This is a genomic window from Streptomyces sp. NPDC006879, from assembly GCF_042869595.1.
GTDB lineage: Bacteria > Actinomycetota > Actinomycetes > Streptomycetales > Streptomycetaceae > Streptomyces.
Window position 1 is genome coordinate 35,964 of record NZ_JBIAGC010000030.1, and the last position, 20,963, is coordinate 56,926.

A 20,963-nucleotide genomic window follows, 5' to 3' on the forward strand; every position below is an offset into this window, starting at 1 on the left:
CCTCCATGTTCTTGCTGATCCTTCTGTGCGGAGCGGTCGCCTTCTTCCTGATCGCCATGCTCCTGGCCGCCACCTCCAAGAACACCAAGGGCGGCCAAGGTTCCGCCGGCTCCCGGGGAGGCGGGAGCCCCAAGGGGCGCAGTCAGGGTTCCGCCCGGCGCGAGGACATGCGGCTGCCCTACCGCTACGCGGACGATATGGTCTTCGTCCACGGCGACTCGGTGTGGACCGGCCTGGTTCTTCCCACCTCCATCGACGAGTACCTCAACGCCGCGGAACTCCAGTCCATGGCCGAGGGTCCGGCCCGCGGCCTGCTCAACCTCGCCCGCGGCGACCGCAACGTCGAATGCCAGTACCGCAAGGTGTACCGGCCGATCACCGCCGTGGACTGGGCCGAGCAGCTCAACGCCACGGCCTGGGACCCCACCGAGAACTACAAGGCGTACAACCTGCGCAAGGCCGAGTACCAGGAGCGGATCGGGGCCACCCGGGAACGCAACATCCTGCTGGTCAAGCTGGGCGCGCTGAAGCGGAACTCGAAGGACGGCAGCGGTGTCCTGCCCGGCGGTGACGACCCGGTCGAGGACCCGGGGCTGACCCGCACCCTGATCGCGGGCGTAGACCAGGCCACGGCGGGCGCCACCGGTGTCCACCCGGAGTACCTCACGCCAGAGCTCCTCGCCCAGTGGACGCAGGTGGCCCATGAGGTACACGAGAGCCTGGAAGGTCTCGACGGCACCCCACTGACCCGTGAGGAACTCGTCTGGCTGATCCGCAAGCCCCTGCACGGCGACCTCCAGGTGCCGCCCGAGCCCGTACTGGGCTCCCGCTCCTGGGGGCCCGACCAGTTCGACCTGGTCGTCGACTTCTCGGGCGAGAACCGCAAGACGCACATCGTGCTGCACCAGTACGACGAGGTCACCGGCGAGCAGCACACCAGCTACACCACCACGCTGGTCGCCGCCAACTGGCCCACCGAGACCCGCTTCCGCCAGTCCACCGCCTGGGCCCGGTACGCGGCGCAGCACGTCGACTTCCCCGTCGAGATCGACATGCGCTTCACCCTGATCCCGTACCTGAAGTTCAAGGACCGGGCCCGCAAGATCAGCGGCAACCTCGTCGACGAGATGAACGACATGGCCAACTCCGGCCGAGCCCCCGGAACCCAGCTCTCCGCTCAGGTCACCCGCGCCCAGCACCTCCTCGACGACGTCGAGGAGCACAAGATGCCAGGCATGGAAGCCCAGATCCGCTTCACCATCTCCGCGCCCGACCTCGCGGAGCTGGAGCGCCGCCGCCGGGCGCTGGAGATGCAGTTCAAACAGGACCTGAAGGTCACCCTGCTGCGCCCGACCCGGCAACAGTGGCGGCTCCTACAGTCCCAACTGCCCGGCGACGCACCCCGCCTGCCCATCGCTCCCTACCTGCGCCTACAGGAGGTCGAGCAGCTCGGCGCCGGGCTGCCCACCGCCGGAACCGAGCTGGGGGACAACCCTGAGCACCGCTCCGGCAAGCAACTGGGTTGGGTGGGCAACCTCGTCGGCTGGGCCGGAAAGATGCCCGTCCACTACTCGCTGCACGTCGGTCCGGCCCGCAACGACGGCGGCGGACTCGCCATCGTCGGCGCCTCCGGCGGCGGCAAGTCCTCCCTGGCGTTGCAGAAGTTCTACGAGGAGTCCGAGTCCGGGGTCCGCTGCCTGGTCATCGACCCCAAGACCGACTTCGCCCAGCTCTGCTACTACTTGGGCTTCGGCTCGCAGGTCAACGACCCCGCTTTCGCACACGACGCGGAGACCGGCGTCCTCGGCACCGCGCACAGCCGCTTCCAGCCGGTGAACCCGGAGTTCTGGGCCGAGACGGAGGTCGTGGACCTCCTCAAGGGCCGGGCCGGAGTGCTCGACCCGTGGGTGGTCGCCCGCGACGTCCCCTCCGGCCGGCTGCTGGCTGAGACCATGCTGCGCGGCTTCCTCGGAGACGAGGACTACCAGCGGGTCCGACTGCCCGTCATCGAAGCGATGGCCACCGTCGTCGGCTGGTACAACTCGGCGATCCGGCAGGCCACCGAGCAGGGTCTGGGCGCCCGCGAGGCGGAGCAGCAGGTCCCCCGACCCACGCTGTGGCAGGTGGTCGACGAGGTGGTCCGCGCCTACGAACAGGCCACGGCCTCGGGCGACCGGGAGGCGGTCAAGGAGCTCAAACTGGCGCAGATGCTGCTGACCGAGCTGCGGACCCTGCCGTACGCACGGCTGGCCTTCGCCGAGCACCCGCAGCCGCTCTCCGCGATGCGCAAGCGCCGCACCGTCATCACCTTGCGCGGCTTCCAGTCCCCGGCGGCCTCGGACCCGCGCGGCTGGAACCCGGCGGAGCGACTCGCCGCCACCGCGTTGATGGCCGTCGTCGAGCTGGGCAGCCAGATGCTGGACGTCGGCTACGAGAAGAACCCGGTGACGGGTGAGATCGGGCTGCGCCCCAAGGCGCTGTTCGTCGACGAGGCCTACGTGGTGACAGCCACGGAGAGCGGACGTGATCTGATGCGCCGCGCCCTCAAGCAGGGCCGCTCGTATCTCGCGGTGACCGTCCTGATCACCCAGCAGGCCATCGACCTGGTGCAGATCGAGGACTCCGAGGCACGCAGCGGCGGTGCCAACCAGATCCACACCGTCTTCGCCTTCAAGCAGAAGTCCGCTCAGGAGGCCTCCCTGGTGGCGCCGCTGCTCGGTCGCCCGGAGGACGACCCCAAGGTCATCGCCTCGCTCCAGGAGCTGCGGACGGGCGTCTGCCTCCAGCGGGACGTGGACAAGCGGGTCGGCACGGTGGCGGTGGACCTCGTCTTCAAGGAGATCCTCGCCGCCACCGACACCAACGGCACCACCCGCCCGGCCCGCCAGGGCATCGATGCACCTTTGAGCGTGTGGGACTGGACCTTCCTCCAGGAGGCGGCCGAGGAAGAACGGGCGGCCGGGGCGGCTGCCTCCCGCTGATCTCGCCCCACCCGGAAGACCCATCGATTCGAACGACCCCTGGAGCCCCCATGCGCATGACGAAGGCCCTGACCCTCACCACCACCCTGCTGGCCGCCGCTGCCCTGACGGGCTGTGGCGGCGACGCGGCCAGCGGGCCCATGGCCGGTCTCGGGCTGCCGAAGGCGGACGACATGGCGGGCGTCGCGAAACTCCTCAACGCCCACACGGTCTGCCGTGAGCTGGAGTCGGGCTCCGCGGTCGGCAAGTTCTCCGAGGCGGCCAAGGAGTTCAACGAGGAGGTCGAGGACCCGGCGTACGGAATCGAGGAGCGCGGGATCTGTAAGGACGACGAGGGGCGTCCCGTGACCCTCCTCCTGCTGCCCGACATGGAGAAGTTCCAGACGGCGGTCAAGAACGCCGAGGGTTCGGGCGACAGCAAGACCTACCTGGTCGGGCAGAACTTCGCGGTGATCCCCGTGAACGACCGGACCACCTCCGCCCTCAAGGCTGCCGGTCTGTTCACCATGTCCTGCAACCCGGACCACAAGTCCCAGGTCCCGAGCGGCTTCAAGGTCGAAGAACCACTGGTGAAGGGCTGTTTCGTCACGGACTTCTTCCCGTCCTGAGGTCGCTCCCCGCCATCCCCGGTGGTGCCTGGCAAGGCGGAGGGCCGTCCCGGTGCGGGTCGTGTGCGGGCCCTTTGATGACACGGCGAGGCGCCGTGGCTCTCGCCGTGCGCCCGCCGGGGACGACAGGGGCGCCCCAGCCTCTTCGCGCCCGTTCGATCACGTCCGATCACCCCACCCGTCGCCCGCAAGCGGAACCTTCGAAGGAAGCAGATGTTCGTACGCCGCAGTGCCAGAGCAGGTGTCACCGCCGAGGCCCCTTCGTTCCGCGAACGGGTGAGACGGCTCGGCCGGGCCACGAGGGCGGGTGTCTTCCTGGTCTTCGCCCTGCTCGCGTTGACCATGGCGACGCCCGGCACCGCCTCCGCTGACTTCGCCTGCCAGTTCACCGGCGATGACGCGTACGAGATGGACTCTCCGGGCGCCAATGGTGAGGCGGTGTTCCCCGCGGTCAACCAGTGGCAGCGGGAGTCGGAGCGCGCCAAGAACCTCAGTGACAACACGGGCATGGTCACGGGGGCCGTGAAGATGCCCCGGAGCCCCGAGCTGTACACGATGTACGAGCTCAACGGTGTCCGGGGGATGAACTGGTCCGGCACACAACGCGACCGCGGCGACGCCTCGCAGACGGACTCCCGCTGGGATGCGAGCGGGGCCGACGACTGCGAGATCATGGACTACGTCAACAACGGCATCGCCAACATCGTGTTCGACGGCACGAAGGTCATCACCCGCATTTCGATCTCCACCAAGGAGTTCGCGTCGAATCCGAACCCGCTCAGCGGGCTCTACGAGGGACGCGACAGTGTCGTCGAGACGTTGAAGAAGAACGTGCTCGTCCCGGCCGTACCAGTGATGATCACCCTTACCGGACTCTGGGTGTTCGCCCGATGGCGCAAGGGAGAGATGCGCGAGGCGTGGTCAGGTGTCGGCTGGGCCGCGCTCACCACCGTGGCTGTCGTGGCCCTGCTCACGGGCGGCAACTACGCGAAGGTCATCAACGAGGCCGACTCCGGGATCGCCAAAGTCAACTCCCTGCTGACGGAGGCGGTGCTCAGCGGCGTCTCGGGGCGGATGCAGTCACCCTGTGACCTTCCCCAGGAGGAGCACAACCGCGGGATGCGGATATCGAGCTGCGCGATGTACGACACCCTCGCCTTCCGGCCCTGGTCCCTGGGCCAGTTCGGGCAGCTCGGTACCAACTGCATCTTCCGGAACGACGGCGGTAAGGTCGTCAACGGCGAATGTCTGCCTGCCGATCCGGGCAGGACGTGCAGCTACGGCAAGGGCGCTCGCTGCGAGGACCTGCGCGTTCGTCAGCTGGTGTCCCAGTCGATGACCAACAAGGACGTGTTCAGCGGCGACGACTTCGACAAGCGCAAGGACGAGTGGTACCCGGTCAGGCAGGACATCGCCGGGGGCAAGGGCGACAACGAGAGCCACGGCGACAAGCACGTCTACCCCGTGGCGTTCGACGAGTGGGCGGGCAGGGACGCCGGCAACCGGATCGGGCTCGCCTTCTACTCGCTGATCGCCGCACTGATCGTCGGCCTCATGGTGATCGTGCTCAGCGCGCTCACCCTGTTGTGGCACGCCGTGACCCTGATCATGATCATCTTGTTGCCGCTGATCGCGACGCTCGGCATCCACCCGTCCCAACAGAAGCTGCTCAAGGGGTGGCTGGAGACCTTCATCCACAGCTTCGTGCTCCGTGCCGGCTTCGGTGTGATCCTCACGGTGCTGCTGGTGCTTTACCAGATGATCCTGCCCGCCAAGATCGCCCTCGGCATGCAGCTGCTGATGTTGCTGCTGGTGACCGTCGCCGTGGTGATGATGCTCAAGAAGCTCCTCTCCGGGAACTTCAGCCCGAAGATCGCCGGCGCCCAGGACGGCCTCGGCATCGCGGACATGGCGAACACCGTCGGTGGCAAACTCGCCCAGTACACACCGGGCGTGGCAGGAGGTTCCGCCGCCGCTGCCGGCCGGGCCACGGGGCGGGTCGCCGGTAAGGGCGCCGCAGCCGCCGGGAGGTCCACGGCGGTCGCGGGCAAGGCCGGGATCCGTTTCGCCGACTCCAAGGCGAACAAGGGCCGGCTCCAGAAGGGCGGATGGATCGCCACCCCCGTCACCAAACGCGAGGAGCGCAAGCGGACGCAGCAGAACGAGGAGCTGAGACAGAACCAGTACGACCAGCTCCAGGCCGGCAAACAGCAGGAGGCAGCGGCGTCCGACGGGCCCGGCAACGGCGCCCCGGACCCGGGCCGCAGGCGCAGCGGGCGGGTCAGCGCCAACGCCCCCACACCGGCGCCGCAGTCACGTCCCGACACCAGCCGGCTCGGCGCGAGCGAGCCCGCCCCGGTGGCGCCCCAGCCCACGGCCACGCCCCCTTCGACCCCGCCACGAGCAGCCCCGCGCCCCAGCGCTGGCCGGATCCAAGCGCCGGAGCCCGACCCCGCCCCGGCACGCCAGCGACCCCGGCCGCCCGCGCCCCGAACGGACCCGCGCGCCCAGCCACAACCACCGCAGGTTCCGCCGCCGCCGGCACCCCGGCGCGACGACCGGATGCCCCGCTAGGAGGACCCCGCCATGGCACGTCGGATCGCACGTGCGGCCGGTCCGACCGCGCCGACGCGTCCGACCCACACCACCAACCCCCGGCACCACGATGGACGGCCCAAGATGCCCGAACACCGCAGGCTCGGAGCTGTACTGACGAGCCGTCTGGGGAGGTTGGCCGCACAGCGGCGCGATGATCCCTGGGCGATACGGATGCTGCCCCGCATCGCCTCGGTACTGGCCGCGGGCTACACGCTGTTCGTGTTCGCTTCGGCGGGCACGGAGTCCCTCCTCACCGTGTGCGTGGTCCTCGCGCTGGCTGCCGTCGGCTGGCTGCTGCGCCGGCGCGCGCAGTTGCTGTTGGCGCTCGCCTCGACGGTGGTGACCGCCGCCGTCACCGGATACCTCGCGGCCACCGGCGACATCGCGCGGGGCACCGCGAGCGGCCCCCTCAGCGGGCAGGCGGTTTTCGGCTACTGGGCGCTCGCCGGGATGGTCCTGCTGGGCGCCTGGATGCCCCGTGAGCACTCGGGGCGTCGGGGGGTCACCGTGGTGGTGGCCGATGTGTTTTTGATCATCTGCTCCGGCGTGGGAACGGTCTTCCCAGCCGCTTCCATTCCTCTTGGATTCCTGTGCGCAGTAGTGATTCTGACGGTACGTGGCGGAGCAATCACCGCTGTTCGGCGACGTTCCAAGCGCCCGCGGAACGGTACGGTATGACGGCCCCCATCGGCCTTCTTTCAGGGCAGGTGGCGACATGACGGGCATTCAGCGCGCCTCGGACGTACTGAACTCCGTTCATTTGGGGCGATTTTGCCGTTGCCAATTCGCCTGTTCTAGAGTCCCCGTGGGTCATAGATCAATTCGGGGGATTTCTTTTATGGTCACGACAGCCTTCAGAGCCCCGCCGGCGCCCGTGGCGCCGGCTGTCATCGCCGGCCCTGCCGGCATAGCCAGCAGTAACGTTCCGGCCCTGCCCTGCCAGCGGCGACCGGACATTTTCAGCCAACCCCTCTTGGAGACGCCGCCTGCGGGCACTCCCGGACTACCACTCCAGACGCGCCGCCGGATGGCGCTCGTACACGCCGCCCGACAGCTGTGCTCCTCCTGCCCGCTGTGGGCGAAGTGCCTGCGCGACTCGGTCGTACGCTCCGACCCGGGCGGGTACGCCGCCGCCACCACCCGGCAGGACCGTCGCTGGATGCGGCGCAGGCTGGGCATCGGCGACAGCCAGGGAAGACTGGCGGCCGGCCCCGGCCCGGAGCGCCAGAGCATCGAACTCGACGCGGTCCTCGATGTCTTCGACGACCTACAAGAACACCGCGCGCGCCGTCCCCCCCACCGGGCAGCCGATGCGACCGCCACCCGCCACGACGGTGCACGGCGCATCGCTCCCCACAGTCGGCAGCAGGTCCAGACCCACGAGGGATCAGCCATGGCCGCTCCGACCGGCGAGCGGATCACCTTCTCGCTCGACGACCCGGCCCTCGCCGTACAGAAAGCCGTGCTCGGCCCGCTGGCCCACGGCACCCTGCAAACCCTTCTCGTCACCAGTCACCTCGCCGGCATGCTGGCGCACACGCCCTCCGGCGAGGTGACCCCGGCCCTCCTCGACTCCCTAAGGGCGATGAGCGACGCCCTGGACCGCTGGCGTGAGGCCGCCCAGGACACCGGCCTGTACCAGGGGACGGAGGGCGCCCTGACCGGCTCGGTACGGGTCGGGCTGGCCGCCAGCGATCCCGTGACGGCGCTCCGGCAGGACATCTTCGGTCCGTTGTTGCACCGTCTGGCCGAGGCGCTGGAACGGATCGAAGCGATCACCTCGCTGCTCCTCGCCAGCCCGGGCGGAGCCGATTCGGTCGGTGTGCCGCACGGCCCGGAGCTGTCGACCCTGCGCACCGCGGGACGTGAACTGGCAGAGCAACTGGTGCGCTGCGGAGCCCTGACGCCCGTTGACACGGATCGTGGTGCGCCGCAGGAGACAGCCCGAGAGGGGCGGGCCCGGGCCGGCGCCGAGAAGACGGTCGGGGAGACACTCGCACCCGCCCGCTGGTCCACTCCGAGCCTGCGCAAAGCGGTGGAGGCGGTGGTAGGGACCTTCCCCGGCCCCTTCACCGGCCGCGACGTACTGGCGGCTCTTCCACCGGGGGTCTACCGGGACCCGGGCAAGTCGGTCAGCAACGTGCTGTCCGCACTGGCTGCCGCGGGCCGGCTGCGCCGGACCTCCCGGGGCACCTACCGCGCGATCCCCCCGTCCGCCGGCCCCGTGGCCGCGAGCTCCTGAAAGGCGGGTGCCTTCGTGCAGCCCCAGCAGCCGGACGCCGAGGTCCACGTCTTCTCCCGCAATGCGGGCCTCGTGGACGGCGTGCCCGTGACCGCCCCGCCCTTCGGAGACATCCAGGACGTGGTGATCGGGATCCTGCAGCAACGCGCCCAGCAGCTCGGCGCCTCGACCCCGGCGGTCATCACCGATGACCGGTACGGCGGGGCGATCCGCCTGCTCGTGCACCCGGACGGTCGGACCGAAGCCGCCGGGTGAGGGGCGAGCCGTGGCGTGGGGCTGTTCGCGCGGAGACGGTCGTCTCCGGGGGCGGTGGTTCAGTCGCCGTTGCGCCAACGGCCGGGGGTGAGCTGCTCCACCAGCTCGGCCAGCTCCACGCACACCTGCTCGATGCCCGACCGGGTGTTCATCTGTTCGGTGATCACGGCCGCCAGCAGCAGGCCGGTCAGGGCCGCCGCTCCGTTGAGGAGCTGGAGGTTGACCATCACCTCGAAGAGGCTGTGATCGGCGAACGGCCCGACCCGGTCGGTGGCCGCGGAGACCGCCAGTACGGACAGCAGCAGCACGCAGGGCGCGCTCCCGGCGAGCTGGAACCTGAGCGCTGCCCAGACGAGGAGGGGGAAGACCAAGAACAGCAGGGCGAGGGAGCTGCGGGTGGCCAACAGGGTGATGGCGACGGCCGAGACACTGAGGACGGCGGCCTCGGGCAGCCGGTAGGACTCCCGGGGCAGCCGGGCGCGGCTGATCACCAGCAGCAACGGGGTGACCACCAGTACCCCCATGGCGTCGCCGGCCCACCAGGCCGACCAGGCCGACCAGAACCCCTCGGCCGGCAGACTGCCGGTGACCAGCAGCAGTCCGGAGCCGAAGCTGGCGCTGATCAGCATCGGCAGCAGGCCGCCCAGGAAGACCAGCGCCAGGCCGTCCCGCAATCGGTCCAGCTCCACGTGGAAACCGACCCGGCGCAGCATCAGGTACGCGCAGACCGGGGCGAGGGTGTTACCGACCAGGATCCCCATGCCGACCAGCTCGAAGGGGTTGAGCGTTTCGATGATGAGGTACGTGCCCACCGCGATGCCCGGCCAGATCCCCAGTCCCATCCAGAGCAGACAGCTGAGCGCGATGCCGGTGGGCGGCCAGAGCGGCGTGACCACCGCACCGTCGATCACCACCTGCTGGAGCAGGCCGATGCCTCCACCCACGTAGTAGGCACCGGCGACGCCGAGGATCCGAAGGAGAGCTACGGACAGCCGTCGGACATCCTCGGTGCGCACCACGTCATGAGACAACAAGTGCGGTCCGACGGCGGCGTGTGACACGCGCGGTCACCCGGGAGCGCCCCCCTCGTGCTCACCGTCCGGGCACCGCGCGCCCTCGGGCCGCCGGTCCGGCGCGTACGGGGCCGTGCGCCCCTGTGTCACTGCCCGCGCCGCTGCGGCTTCGGGGCCGTCCGCGGCCTCGTAGCGCAGGACCAGCACGGCGGAGTCGTCCTCGTGACCGGTGGAATCGGCCACCTTCATCACTTCGGCGGCCAGCTCGTCCGGGTCCTCCCCGGCCCCTTCCCTGGCCACCGCGGCCACCCGGGCCAGGCCCTCGTCGATGGGGAAGGCCGGGCCTTCGACCACCCCGTCGGTGACGAGGACGAGGCAGCCAGCCCGGGTGAGCCGGTGGCGGGTCACGCAGTAGCCGGAGCCGGGCAGCATGCCCAGCGGTAGACCTCCTTCTTCCTCGGCGACGCCGTGGGCGCCGTCGACGGTGGCCCACACGGCGGGGACGTGGCCGGCTCGGGCGCTCTCGATCTCCCAGGTCACGGGGTCGAATCGGATGAAGCTACAGGTGGCGAAGAGGTCACAGTCCACGGAGATCAGGAGGTCATTGGCGCGGCTCAGCACCTCGCCCGGGTCGGCGGCTGCCCCGGCCACCGCGCGCAACCCGATCCGTACCTGCCCCATGAAGGCGGCTGCCTCGACGTCGTGCCCTTCGACGTCGCCGATGGAGAATCCGAGGGCGCCCTCGGGTAGCTGGAAGCCGTCGTACCAGTCGCCGCCGATGTAGAGGCCGTGGCGGGCCGGGGAGTACCGGGCGGCTGCTCTCAGACCGGGGACGCCGGGGAGCGAGGCGGGCAGCATCTCGCGTTGGAGCGCCTCGGCGAGCTGGACGCGGGCCTGCTGGAGCTCAGCGCTCTCCCGCGCCTGGGCGGTGAGCCGCCCCAGCGTGCTCAGCAAGTCCTCTGTGCTCGCCGATCGGGTAGGGCGACGTCGGGTCATGGCCCTCTCCCGGGTCGGAAACACCGCGTCTCATCATATTTCCCGCACACCGGATCTGCCCGACTCGCCCGATCCGGCCAGTTCGATGCGGCCGGATCGAACTGGCTCGAACAGGCGCTCTTGTAATGGCCATGGCGAGCCCCTCACCATGACCGCGTGCTCACAGGTGCCTCACAGGATGACGGCACCAAGCACCCGCACCACGCACGTCCTTCCTGCACAAGAGGCTTGAGGAGACCACGTGGCAAGACGGAACACCCGGTTACGCGCGGCGCTCGCCGCATTCGGCTCGATCCTGCTGCTACCGCTCGGCGCGGGCACAGCGGCGGCGGCGCCCGAACCCCAGCCGACCCCCTCCCGCACACTCGCCGAACGCAAGATCGACACGAAGCTGAGGGCCCAGCTCGACCAGGGCAAGACCGCGTTCTGGGTGCGACTGGCCGGAAGCGCCGATCTCACCACGGCCGCACGGCAGCAGACCAGGGCCGAGAAGGCCGAAGCCGTGTACCGGGCAAAGACGGACTACGCCCGACGATCCCAGGCCGAGTTGATCGAACTGTTGGACGGCGTACGCGCCGAGTACACCTCGTACTGGATCACCAACGCGATCCGGGTGGTCGGCGGCGAGAAGCTCGCCACCGCCGTGGCCCAGCGCCCCGAGGTCACCCGGATCGACGCGGAGGAAAGGGTGTCGATCCCCAAACCCCTCGCCGGCACCCGGCACAACCAGGTGGACGCCGTCGAGTGGAACATCGACCGCATCAAGGCGCCCGAGGTCTGGGAACGACTCGGGGTCCGCGGCGAAGGCATCGTCGTCGCGAACATCGACAGCGGCGTCGACTACCTCCACCCGGCGGTGAAGGACCAGTACCGGGGCCGCAACGCCGACGGCAGCTACAGCCACGACTACAACTGGTTCGACCCCGCCGCCGTCTGCGCGGGCGAGGCACCCTGCGACAACAACGACCACGGCACCCACACCATGGGCACGATGGTCGGCGACGACGGCGGGGCCAACAAGATCGGTGTGGCGCCGGGCGCCCGCTGGATCGCGGCCAAGGGTTGTGAGACCAGTTCCTGCTCGGAGTCCTCGCTGCTCGCCTCCGGCCAGTGGATCGTCGCCCCTACGGACCGGGCCGGTCAAAACCCCCGCCCCGACCAGGCACCCCACGTCGTCAACAACTCCTGGGGCAGTTCCCTGCACGACGACTGGTACCAGGACATCGTGACCGCCTGGCGGGCGGCCGGCATCTTCCCGGCGTTCTCCGTCGGCAACTCCGGCCCGGGCTGCGCCACCAGCGGCTCTCCCGGGGACTACGCCGCCTCGTACTCCTCCGGTGCCTTCGACATCAACGACGCCATCGCCTCCTTCTCCTCGCGCGGGCAGGGCCCGAGCGGGGCCATCAAACCGGATCTCGCGGCGCCCGGCGTCAACGTCCGCTCCTCCGTGCCCGACGGCGGCTACGCGGCCTTCTCCGGCACCTCCATGGCATCGCCGCACACGGCCGCCACCGTCGCCCTGATGTGGTCCGCGGCCCCCGCCCTGGCGGGCGACGTGGCACAGACCGAGGCCCTGCTGGACAGCACGGCGATCGACACCGACAACACCAGCTGCGGAGGGAGCGCGGAGGACAACAACGTCTTCGGCGAGGGCAGGCTCGACGCGCTCGCCGCCGTGACGGCCTCCCCGCGCGGGGCCGTCGGCGCACTCGCCGGCACCGTCACCGCGGACGGCTCCCCCGTCGCCGGTGCCCGGGTCAGCGCCAACGGCCCGACCGACCGGACGACGACCACCGCTGAGGACGGCACCTATCTCTTCCCGGCGCTGTCGGTCGGCGCCTACGCTCTCACCGCCGGCAAGTTCGGCTACGCCACGACAACCGCGGACGCCGAAGTGACCGAGGAAACCACCGCCACGGCCGACTTCCAACTGGTCCAAGCACCCTCGGCGCAGCTCACCGGCACCGTCACGGCGGCCGGCGCCCCGGCGAGCGGCGCGAGGGTCACCGTGGACGGCACTCCGGTCACGGCGGTCTCCGACGACCAGGGCCACTTCGAGGTGACGTTGCCGCACGGCACCTACGAGGTCCGCGCCAGCCACCCCTCCCGGTGTGTGACGAACGGCAGTTCACAGGTCACCATCGCCGGTGACACGAGCACCGAGGTCGTCCTACCGGAGCGCACCGACACCTACGGGTACGCCTGCGCCACCGGCACCCGTGCCTTCCCGGCCGGTGACCACAAGATCGCCCTCACCGGGGACAACACCACCGAACGAGTTGAACTGCCCTTCCCCGTACCGCTGTACGGCAAGACCTACCCGGCAGCGCACATCAGCACCAACGGCGTCATCAGCTTCGGAGGGGCGCAGGGCGGCGACTTCAACGGCGACATACCGAGCGCGGCCACGCCCAACGCCGCGCTCTACCCGTTCTGGGACGACCTGGTGATCGGCGGATCCGAGGACTCCGGGGTGTTCACCGCCGTGACGGGCACCGCCCCGCACCGCGCGTTCATCGTCGAGTGGCGGCGGGCGGCGCACTGGTCGGCCCAGGGAGACCGGTTCACCTTCGCCGCCGTGATCGGCGAGGACGGGCGGATCTCCTACCACTACAAGGACGCGACCGGGGTCGGGCTGCCCGCCGGCTCCAGCGCCACCATCGGCGTGGAGAACGCGACCGGAACCGACGCCTTCCGCTACTCCTTCAACACACCGGTCCTCAGCGCCGGGCTCACGGTGGCCCTGCGCACCACCAAGAGCGGAGTCGTCTCCGGGCGGGTCCTGGACGCCAACGACGGCACAGGCGTGGCGGGCGCCAGCGTGACGGTCGGCGAAGGTGGCGGCGCCATCACCACCTCCACGTCCGCGGACGGTGGCTACGTCGTCCAGGGTCCGACCGGCCAACACCCGGTCAGCGTCACCGCCCCGGCCTACCAGCCGGGCACCTCCACGGCCACGATCACGGCCGACCAGGTCACCTCGTTGACCCAGTCGCTGGAGACCGGCAAGGTGGCGGCCTCCACCCCGGCTCTGGAGGTCGTCCTCCCACCGGACGAACGGCGCACCCGCACCGTGAAACTGACCAACACCGGTTTCCCCACCGCCTACGCGCTCGTGGAGGGCGCGCCGTGGCTGTCGCTCAGCCCGGTCTCGGGGGAGCTGGCGACCGGAGCAGAGCAGGCGGTGCAGGTGACCGTGGACACCAGCGACCAGCAGCCGGGCACGGTGCTCACCGCCGAGGTCACCATCGTCTCGCAGTCGGGCCGCAGTCCGGAACTCACCTTGCCGGTCAAGGCCGTGGTGCCGCGCTACCGGGCGGCGCTGGACGTCGGCGCCGGCACCGGCGGGGTCGACGCCCTCGGTGACTCCTGGTCCCCGGACCGCAAGTACACCGAAGGCGGCCACGGCTACCGCGGCAAGTCCGCAACGAAGTCCACCCGGCACGCCATCGCGGGCACCGAAGACCAGCAGTTGTTCCGGGACGCTCGTGAGGGCATGTACGAGTACCGCTTCGACAACGTGCCGAACGGTCTCTACACGGTGGAACTCGGCTTCGCGGAGCTCTCCCGCACCCGGCCCAACAAGCGGGTCTTCGACGTCCTCGCGGAGGGCACCCAGGTGCTGCCCGCACTGGACATCGCCCTGGAGGCGGGCCCGTACACGGCCCTGCGGCGGAGCTACACCGTCGCGGTCACCGACGGGGTGCTCAACGTGCGCTTCGTGGCGCGCGGCGGATACGGCAAGCCGCTGCTCAACTCGCTGCGGGTGACGGAACGCCCCGACCTCGGCGGCTGAGGTCCACCGGGCCCGTCCCGTGCATGGCGCGGGGCGGGCCCGGTCTCGAATGACCGTCAATTTCCGGGCAGCCCGCTCGGATTACTCGGCAGTGGCTGACAAGATGTCATAATCTACGTGTAGCCCTTCGTGCATCCCCCGTCGCGAAGGGCTACACCTCTCCCGGGGCGATTCGGGCAGGGCGCAGCACGCATCCACACGAGCAAGGGGCTCCCCTCGTGGCCCCCTGCCCGTGTTTTTTCGAGTTAACAGTGACGTAGAGTGTTTGCGCAAGCCGGTTCCGACCGGGGATGCGCGGTGGACGTGGACGTGGGGACCAGCATGGACAGCGACGGAGAACGAACCCCCGAGCTGCAGACGTTGCAGCAGAAGGTCGAGTACATGCTGGAGAAGACCTTCCCCGGCGAGAAGATCTCCGGCCGCACCTTCTCCGACCTGGTCAAAGAGCGTGGCGGGTCACTGTCGCACAGCTACTTCTCCAACATCTTGGCCGGCAAGGTCACCCAGCCGTCCGAAGAGATCCTCAAGGCCCTCGGCCTCGGCTTCGGCGTCGACTGGCGGTTCTTCAAAGAAGAGTCCGAGCTCGTCGACGACGTCGTCTCGGGGCTACAGTTCCTCGCCCTGCGCCGCACCGGCGAGATCAGCGGAATCGCCGCCCGCGGCCAAGGCGATGACGGACTGCCTGCCGAACTCCTCCAGTTCGCCCTCTCTCTGCTCGAAGACGCCAAGGCCAAGCAGGAGTCCGGCTTCGACGCACGCTTCGACCCACAGCCAGGGCCCGAAACCCACGACTCAGGTAGCTGAACTAAACTCCCCGATCGGTGTCACGCCGGTGACGACGATCAAGAGGGCTCCATGTCGATGCGCGCACTGCGTAGGGAGTGCGAGGCAGGGCTCGCCGACCTCCCCATCCCCACGCCCTTCAGCATTGAGGGGCTGGTCGCGAACATGGAGGCGGCCCGCGGACGCACCATCTTGGTACGGGAGATGCCGGACCGGCTGGCACGCTTGAACGCCGCCTGCGGACTGCGGCTGAAGTCCGGCGACACCAGCATCGTCCTGCACCGCCGGCGCCCCACGGAGTACCAGACGCAGCACGTGATCCTGCACGAGTTGTGCCACGAGTGGTTCGACCACGGCACCTCGCTGGACGCCGAGCAGATGCGCCGACTCCTGCCGGTGTTCGACCCCTCGCTCATCACCCGAATGCTCCGGTCGGGCACCACCGTCCAGGCCCGCGCGCAGTACGACACTCACGACGAGCGGGTCGCGGAGTTCGGCGCCTCACTCATCCCCCGCATGGCCCGCGACGTCACCAGCGACGACATGCTCGGCCGTCTCGCCAACTCCCTCTCCCGACCGGTGGCCCACCGCCGACGCGGCTTCTTCCGCCGCCCCCAGGACCACCGCTGACCCCGCCCCTCACCGCCGACCGGCCCTTCTCCCCGAGGACTGCCTTGACCCCGCTCGACCTCGCCGGCTACCTCATAGCCGCATTGATGACCGCCGTCGCCCTCTGGCGGATGCCAGCCGCGCTCTGGGGCGACGAGGAGGACCGCAGACGCCGGGCACTGTGGGGTTGTTACGCCGGTTTCGCCGCCGCCCTGTGGACGAAGACCTACGCCGTGCGCACCGCCCTCAACCACAGCCAGGTCGTCGACCTCGCCGTACTGATCAAGCACTACACGGCGACCATCGCGATCCTGGCCATCCTCAGCTACATCGTCGCGATCTACGGGGGCTACCCGACGGACGGTGTGGTGCCCCGCCACGTGCGTTTCGCCCGCACGGTGCAGGCTGTGGCAGCCAAGGCCTCGGTCGCCACGCTCGTCCTGCTGACGGTCCTCTTCTTCACCGTCGTCGACCGTTCCGCCCCCTCCGACCGGTTCGTCTCCGACCACGCCGGCGAGTGGGGGGCCACCCTCTACATGAGCGTCTTCTACCTCTACCTGGGCGCGGCCTCCGCCGTCTGCGCCTACCAGTGGGCGCTGGCCACCTCCCACGCTACCGCCCGCCACCTGCGGATCGGGCTCGGGATGATGACCTTCGCGATGTTCATCGGGGTGGCCTACACCGTCAGCCGCACCCTGTTCCTGTGGGTCAGCGTGGTCGACCAGCCGAGCGTCGACTTCGCCCAGGGCTTCGACAAGACCACCGAGCTCGCCCAGATCGTGCTGTTCGCCTTCTTCTCCGTGGGCGCGTCCGTACCCGCGTGCAACAAGGGCTGGCGCCGCGTGCGGCTGTGGCGGGCCCAGATCAGGCTCTACCCGCTGTGGCGGGCGCTCATGACGGCCTTCCCCGAGCAGCCCTTCACCACTCCGGCCCCGCTGCTGCGCGAGCTCACCCGCTTCAGCACCCCAGCGGACCTGCGGGTGGACCGTTGGGTCGCCGATATCGCCGATGCGGTGGAGAAACTGCGGCACTACGTGCCGGACGAGACGCTGCGGGCGGCCAAGGCCGCCGCAGCCCTGGACCGTCCCGGCCGGCCGCAGGAGGCGGGCCCGCTGGCCGACGCCTACTGGATCGCCGCCGCCCTCCACGCGAAGGCGGGCGGCGCCGCCCCGGGCGGCGCCGCGGCCATGGAGGACAAGCACGCCGCCGATCAGGACGGCGAGGTCGCCTGGCTGGTCCGGGTCGCTGCCGCGCACCGGTCGCTGGACCCGCAACGGGTGCGCACCTTGGGTCCGGACACCGCCACGGCCCCCCGGATGGACGCCCTGAGGGAAGGAAGGTCCACATGAACACCAGCTCCGCCGCGCGTCCCGCAGACCGGGACGCGGCGCCGGAAACCGGCCGGGCCCGCGCCGCGCGGCGGGTGACCGACCTCCTCCAGCCGCGGAACGTCCTGCTCGTGGGCATGCTGGGCATCGGCTGGGCGTCGGCGGGCAACTGGACCGGGCTGCCGTGGGGCCTGCTCGGCGCCCTGTGCGCCGGGTTGGTCCCCGCCGGCTACATCGAATGGGAGCGGGCACGCGGCACCTGGGGCGACCGCCATGTGGTGGACCGGACCCAGCGGGCCCCGATCTTTCTCGTCATCCTCGGCTCGATCGGCACCGGATCGCTGGTGATGGTGCTGGGTGGTGCTCCCGCTGGGATCCTCGCGGCCATGCTCGCGCTGTGGCTGATGACGGTGGGACTGCTGACGGTGAACACCGTCTGGAAGATCTCGGTGGATGCGGCGGTCGCCGCGGCGGTGGTGGCCCTGCTGGCCGCGGCGCACTCCCCCGGCTGGTTGGGTCTCTCAGCCCTCGCCGCCGCCGTGTGTTGGTCCCGGGTCGCCCTGGGGTACCACACGGTGGCTCAGACCCTCGCAGGTTCGGCACTGGGCGCGACCACGGCTGCGGCCTTCCTGTTCGTCTGACCCCGCGCCGGTACGGACGGTCGTCTCGTCCGGCCAATCGTTTCACTCGTGTGAAATGAGCCCGGCGACCCGATCGGATCGGAATGCCCCACGAACCGGGCCCGGTTGCCGGAAACATGAAAGCAATCACACTGCACGCACACGGTACGGCCGATGACCTCAAGCTGACCGAGGTCCCCGATCCCAAAGTCGGCCCCGGCGAGGTACTGGTACGGGTCCGGGCGGCCGGAGTCAACCCGGTGGACTGGAAGTTGGCGGCCGGCTACCTCGATCCGTTCCTGGAGACCCGCTTCCCCTACGTGCCCGGCTGGGACGTGGCCGGAGTGGTCGAGGCGCTCGGCCCCGACACCTTCGACTACGCCGTCGGTGACGAGGTGTACGGGTACGTGCGCAAGGACTGGGTACAGCTCGGCGGGTACGCCGAGCTGGTCTCCGCCGAGGTGCGGCTCCTCGCCCGCAAGCCGCGCACCCTGGGGTTCGAGGAGGCCGCCGCGCTACCGCTGGCCGGGCTCACCGCCCACCAGTCGCTCCAACGCGTCGGCGTGCGCGCCGGGGAGAGCGTGCTGGTGCATTCGGCGGCCGGCGGGGTCGGCTCGCTCGCCGTGCAGATCGCCCTCGCCCACGGCGCCCACGTCATCGGCACCGCGGGCGAGCACCACCACGACTTCCTGCGGGCCCTCGGCGCGCAGCCCGTCCGGTACGGGGACAAGTGGGCCGACCGGGTACGGGCGCTGGCTCCCGAGGGCGTGGACGCAGCACTCGACCTGCACGGCGAAAACGCCGTCGAGGTCCTCCAACAGCTGGTGCGGGACCGAACCCGGGTGGTGTCCATCGCCGACCAGGAAGCGGCGGCCAAGGGCGCCCACCAGCTGTGGGTACGTCCGGACCATCAGGGGCTGACGCATCTGACGGAGCTCGCGGAGAGCGGGCGGCTCTCGGTACGGGTGGCCCGGACGCTGCCGTTGGCCGAGGCGGCGCAGGCCTGGCGCCTGAGCGCGTCGGGCCGCCTCCCCGGAAAGATCGTCCTGACCCCCTGAGTCGTTCAGGAACGCCCCGTTTGGGTGGAACACCGAGGACCGGGTGCCGGTTCTCGGAGGATTCGTCACCTTCCAGGGCCGACCCCCGCGTGGTGCAATCCCAGGCACAGCACCTACGGACCGGGATGCGCGTCAGTCCCGGGGCGGCCCCCGCGGGGGCCGGACGGCGGGGGGTGCTCGCCCCGCGGCACCGCGCGGGCGGCACCGGACGTCGGGCGTACGGGATGCCCGCATCCGGTACCCGAAGGGACGAACAGCGCGTGAGCAAGCACATTCTGGCGCAGAACCAGTACGGCAAGGCCGAGAACCGCATCGTCAAGATGACCCGCAAGGGCAACGACGGCTCCTGGCACGAGATCCGCGACCTGAACGTGTCGGTGGCGCTGCGCGGCGAGTTCCGCGAGGTCCACCTGAGCGGCGACAACGCCAACTGCCTGCCGACGGACACCACCAAGAACACGGTGTACGCGTTCGCCAAGGAGCACGGGGTCACCTCGCCGGAGGCCTTCGGCATCCTCCTCGCCCGGCACTTCGTCTCCTCACAGGAGCCGATCCGCGAGGCGCAGATCCGGATCGAGGAGTTCGCCTGGGACCGGATCCCCGTGCCGACCCGCAAGGAGCAGCACTCCTTCGTCCGCAAGGGCCAAGAGGTGCGCACCGCGCAGATCACCTACAGCGAGACCAGTGGTCTGACGGTGCTGAGCGGGCTGAGTGACCTGACGGTGCTGAACTCGACGAACTCCGAGTTCCACGGCTACCTCAAGGACCGGTACACCACCCTCACCGAGGCCTACGACCGGATCCTGGCCACCAAGGTGACCGCCCGCTGGGCGCATTCGGCCCTCGCCGCCGAGGACCCGTCCACGGACTGGGACCAGGCTTACCGCAAGGTCCGGCGCCATCTGCTCCAGGCCTTCGCCGAGACCTACAGCTACTCGCTCCAGCAGACCCTCAACCAGATGGCGGAACGGGTCCTCGACCACTGCCCCCGGGTCAACGAGGTCCGGCTCAACCTGCCCAACAAGCACCACTTCCTGGTCGACCTGGAGCCCTTCGGTCTGAAGAACGAACACGAGGTCTACTACGCGGCGGACCGGATGTACGGCCTGATCGAGGGCACCGTGCACCGCGACGGCGTACACCCGGTGATCGCGACGAGTGACTGGATCACCGCCTGACCGCGGCGCTCAGGCGCCTCACGCGCCGGGTGGGAGATCCGCCGCCGGGCCGGCCCGGCCACGGCCGGCGGCGGGCGGCGGCAGCGGCGCCAGGCCCAGCCGTGGGCCGTCCAGACTCTGCCCCGGACGCAGGTTCCAGCGGCCCGCGTGCCCGCTGAGTTCGGTCACGGTCAGGGGGCGGGCGTCGATCCGCCAGAACGCCTGCGGCGGGAGTTCCAGGGCGTGCACCACCGCGGCCCGCACCACTGCGGGTTCCATCACCGCCAGTACCGGGGAAGAGCCTGCCGCCGCGACCTGGGCCAGCCAGGCGCCGGCGCGGTCGAGGAGGGCGTTCAGCGGCTCTCCGCCGTGCGGTGCGGCAGTCGGGTCCGAGAGCCAGCCGGCCACCGCCTCCGGCTCCTGCGCCGCCACCTCCTCAAGGGTGCGCCCCTGCCAGCGGCCGAGGTCGAGGTCCCGCAAGTGGGCTGCCTCCCGCCCGTCGAGGCGGAGGGCCAGCGCCGTGTCCCGGCAGCGTGACGAGGGGGACCTCCAGCATGAACCCCCGCCCGGCAGGGCGGCGATGGCACGCACCGTTCGGGCCCGTTCCAGCGCGGCCACATCACTGGCCCCGCCGGAGCCGAACCGGGCACGACGGGCAAAGTCGTCCAACACGGGTGTGATGAGGAGGAGTTGGATGGACATGGGGGCGAGGATACCGGCCCGGCGCATGGTGGGGCGCGCGCGCTGAGCGCGCGCGGGTAGCCGTCATGCCCGACAAGCGGTACCGTCCCCTCGACATACCGCTGGGATGGACGGAAGTCCGGTGAGAATCCGGCACGGTCGCGCCACTGTGAGAGTCAGACCCGCCCCCCACGGACCAGAGCACCAACGACCGGGACGCGTTGTTCCCCAGGAGGTT

The 20,963-nt window shown here is 70.2% G+C and carries 16 protein-coding genes; 13 read left to right on the plus strand and 3 right to left on the minus strand.

Annotated elements, in window-relative coordinates:
- The first annotated feature begins 5 nt into the window (after positions 1–5).
- From ACFYMC_RS21085 to ACFYMC_RS21110, 6 genes are all read left to right on the plus strand, one after another.
- Entirely contained in the window at positions 6–2,981 is a 2,976-nt protein-coding gene (locus ACFYMC_RS21085; RefSeq protein ID WP_388527443.1) for an ATP-binding protein, read from the plus strand.
- Positions 2,982–3,031: 50 nt separating this feature from the next.
- A complete protein-coding gene (locus ACFYMC_RS21090; RefSeq protein ID WP_388527446.1) occupies positions 3,032–3,589 on the plus strand; it encodes a hypothetical protein in 558 nt (185 codons plus the stop codon).
- 213 nt (positions 3,590–3,802) lie between these two features.
- Positions 3,803–6,163 carry a hypothetical protein gene (locus tag ACFYMC_RS21095; RefSeq protein ID WP_388527448.1) on the plus strand — a complete coding sequence of 787 codons (2,361 nt, stop codon included), beginning with the start codon at positions 3,803–3,805 and terminating at the stop codon, positions 6,161–6,163.
- Positions 6,164–6,175: 12 nt separating this feature from the next.
- Positions 6,176–6,865 carry a hypothetical protein gene (locus ACFYMC_RS21100; RefSeq protein ID WP_388527451.1) on the plus strand — a complete coding sequence of 230 codons (690 nt, stop codon included), beginning with the start codon at positions 6,176–6,178 and terminating at the stop codon, positions 6,863–6,865.
- A 349-nt stretch (positions 6,866–7,214) separates the two neighbouring features.
- A complete protein-coding gene (locus ACFYMC_RS21105; protein WP_388527453.1) occupies positions 7,215–8,429 on the plus strand; it encodes a hypothetical protein in 1,215 nt (404 codons plus the stop codon).
- Between the two features lie 15 nt (positions 8,430–8,444).
- The gene (locus tag ACFYMC_RS21110) at positions 8,445–8,684 is read left to right on the plus strand and encodes a hypothetical protein (RefSeq protein ID WP_388527456.1); all 240 of its coding nucleotides are present in this window, start codon (positions 8,445–8,447) and stop codon (positions 8,682–8,684) included.
- A 59-nt stretch (positions 8,685–8,743) separates the two neighbouring features.
- Here the strand turns inward: ACFYMC_RS21110 and ACFYMC_RS21115 are convergent, their stop codons facing one another.
- The gene (locus ACFYMC_RS21115) at positions 8,744–9,703 is read right to left on the minus strand and encodes an MASE1 domain-containing protein (RefSeq protein WP_388527533.1); all 960 of its coding nucleotides are present in this window, start codon (positions 9,701–9,703) and stop codon (positions 8,744–8,746) included.
- Between the two features lie 48 nt (positions 9,704–9,751).
- Positions 9,752–10,693 carry a PP2C family protein-serine/threonine phosphatase gene (locus ACFYMC_RS21120; RefSeq protein WP_388527458.1) on the minus strand — a complete coding sequence of 314 codons (942 nt, stop codon included), beginning with the start codon at positions 10,691–10,693 and terminating at the stop codon, positions 9,752–9,754.
- Between the two features lie 241 nt (positions 10,694–10,934).
- On the opposite strand from ACFYMC_RS21120, the gene ACFYMC_RS21125 reads away from it, so the two are divergent.
- The 7 genes from ACFYMC_RS21125 to pucL all read left to right on the plus strand — a co-directional run bounded on the left by ACFYMC_RS21125 (position 10,935) and on the right by pucL (position 20,065).
- Positions 10,935–14,489 carry a S8 family serine peptidase gene (locus ACFYMC_RS21125; RefSeq protein WP_388527461.1) on the plus strand — a complete coding sequence of 1,185 codons (3,555 nt, stop codon included), beginning with the start codon at positions 10,935–10,937 and terminating at the stop codon, positions 14,487–14,489.
- 321 nt (positions 14,490–14,810) lie between these two features.
- Positions 14,811–15,293: a hypothetical protein gene (locus ACFYMC_RS21130; protein ID WP_388527464.1), complete on the plus strand. Its 483-nt coding sequence runs from the start codon at positions 14,811–14,813 to the stop codon at positions 15,291–15,293.
- A gap of 51 nt (positions 15,294–15,344) precedes the next feature.
- The gene (locus ACFYMC_RS21135; protein ID WP_388527467.1) at positions 15,345–15,902 is read left to right on the plus strand and encodes a toxin; all 558 of its coding nucleotides are present in this window, start codon (positions 15,345–15,347) and stop codon (positions 15,900–15,902) included.
- A gap of 44 nt (positions 15,903–15,946) precedes the next feature.
- On the plus strand, positions 15,947–17,230 hold the full coding sequence (locus tag ACFYMC_RS21140; RefSeq protein ID WP_388527470.1) for an MAB_1171c family putative transporter: 1,284 nt from the start codon (positions 15,947–15,949) through the stop codon (positions 17,228–17,230).
- Positions 17,227–17,850, plus strand: a complete 624-nt coding sequence (locus tag ACFYMC_RS21145) for a hypothetical protein (protein WP_388527473.1) — start codon at positions 17,227–17,229, stop codon at positions 17,848–17,850. Before ACFYMC_RS21140 ends, ACFYMC_RS21145 begins: the two co-directional genes overlap by 4 nt.
- A 116-nt stretch (positions 17,851–17,966) precedes the next feature.
- Entirely contained in the window at positions 17,967–18,887 is a 921-nt protein-coding gene (locus ACFYMC_RS21150; protein WP_388527476.1) for an NADP-dependent oxidoreductase, read from the plus strand.
- A gap of 224 nt (positions 18,888–19,111) precedes the next feature.
- Positions 19,112–20,065, plus strand: coding sequence for a factor-independent urate hydroxylase (gene pucL, locus ACFYMC_RS21155; protein WP_388527479.1), 954 nt, complete (start codon positions 19,112–19,114; stop codon positions 20,063–20,065).
- Positions 20,066–20,083: 18 nt separating this feature from the next.
- Here pucL and ACFYMC_RS21160 read toward each other — a convergent pair whose 3' ends face one another.
- Positions 20,084–20,746, minus strand: coding sequence for a histidine phosphatase family protein (locus tag ACFYMC_RS21160; protein ID WP_388527482.1), 663 nt, complete (start codon positions 20,744–20,746; stop codon positions 20,084–20,086).
- Positions 20,747–20,963: the final 217 nt, after the last annotated feature.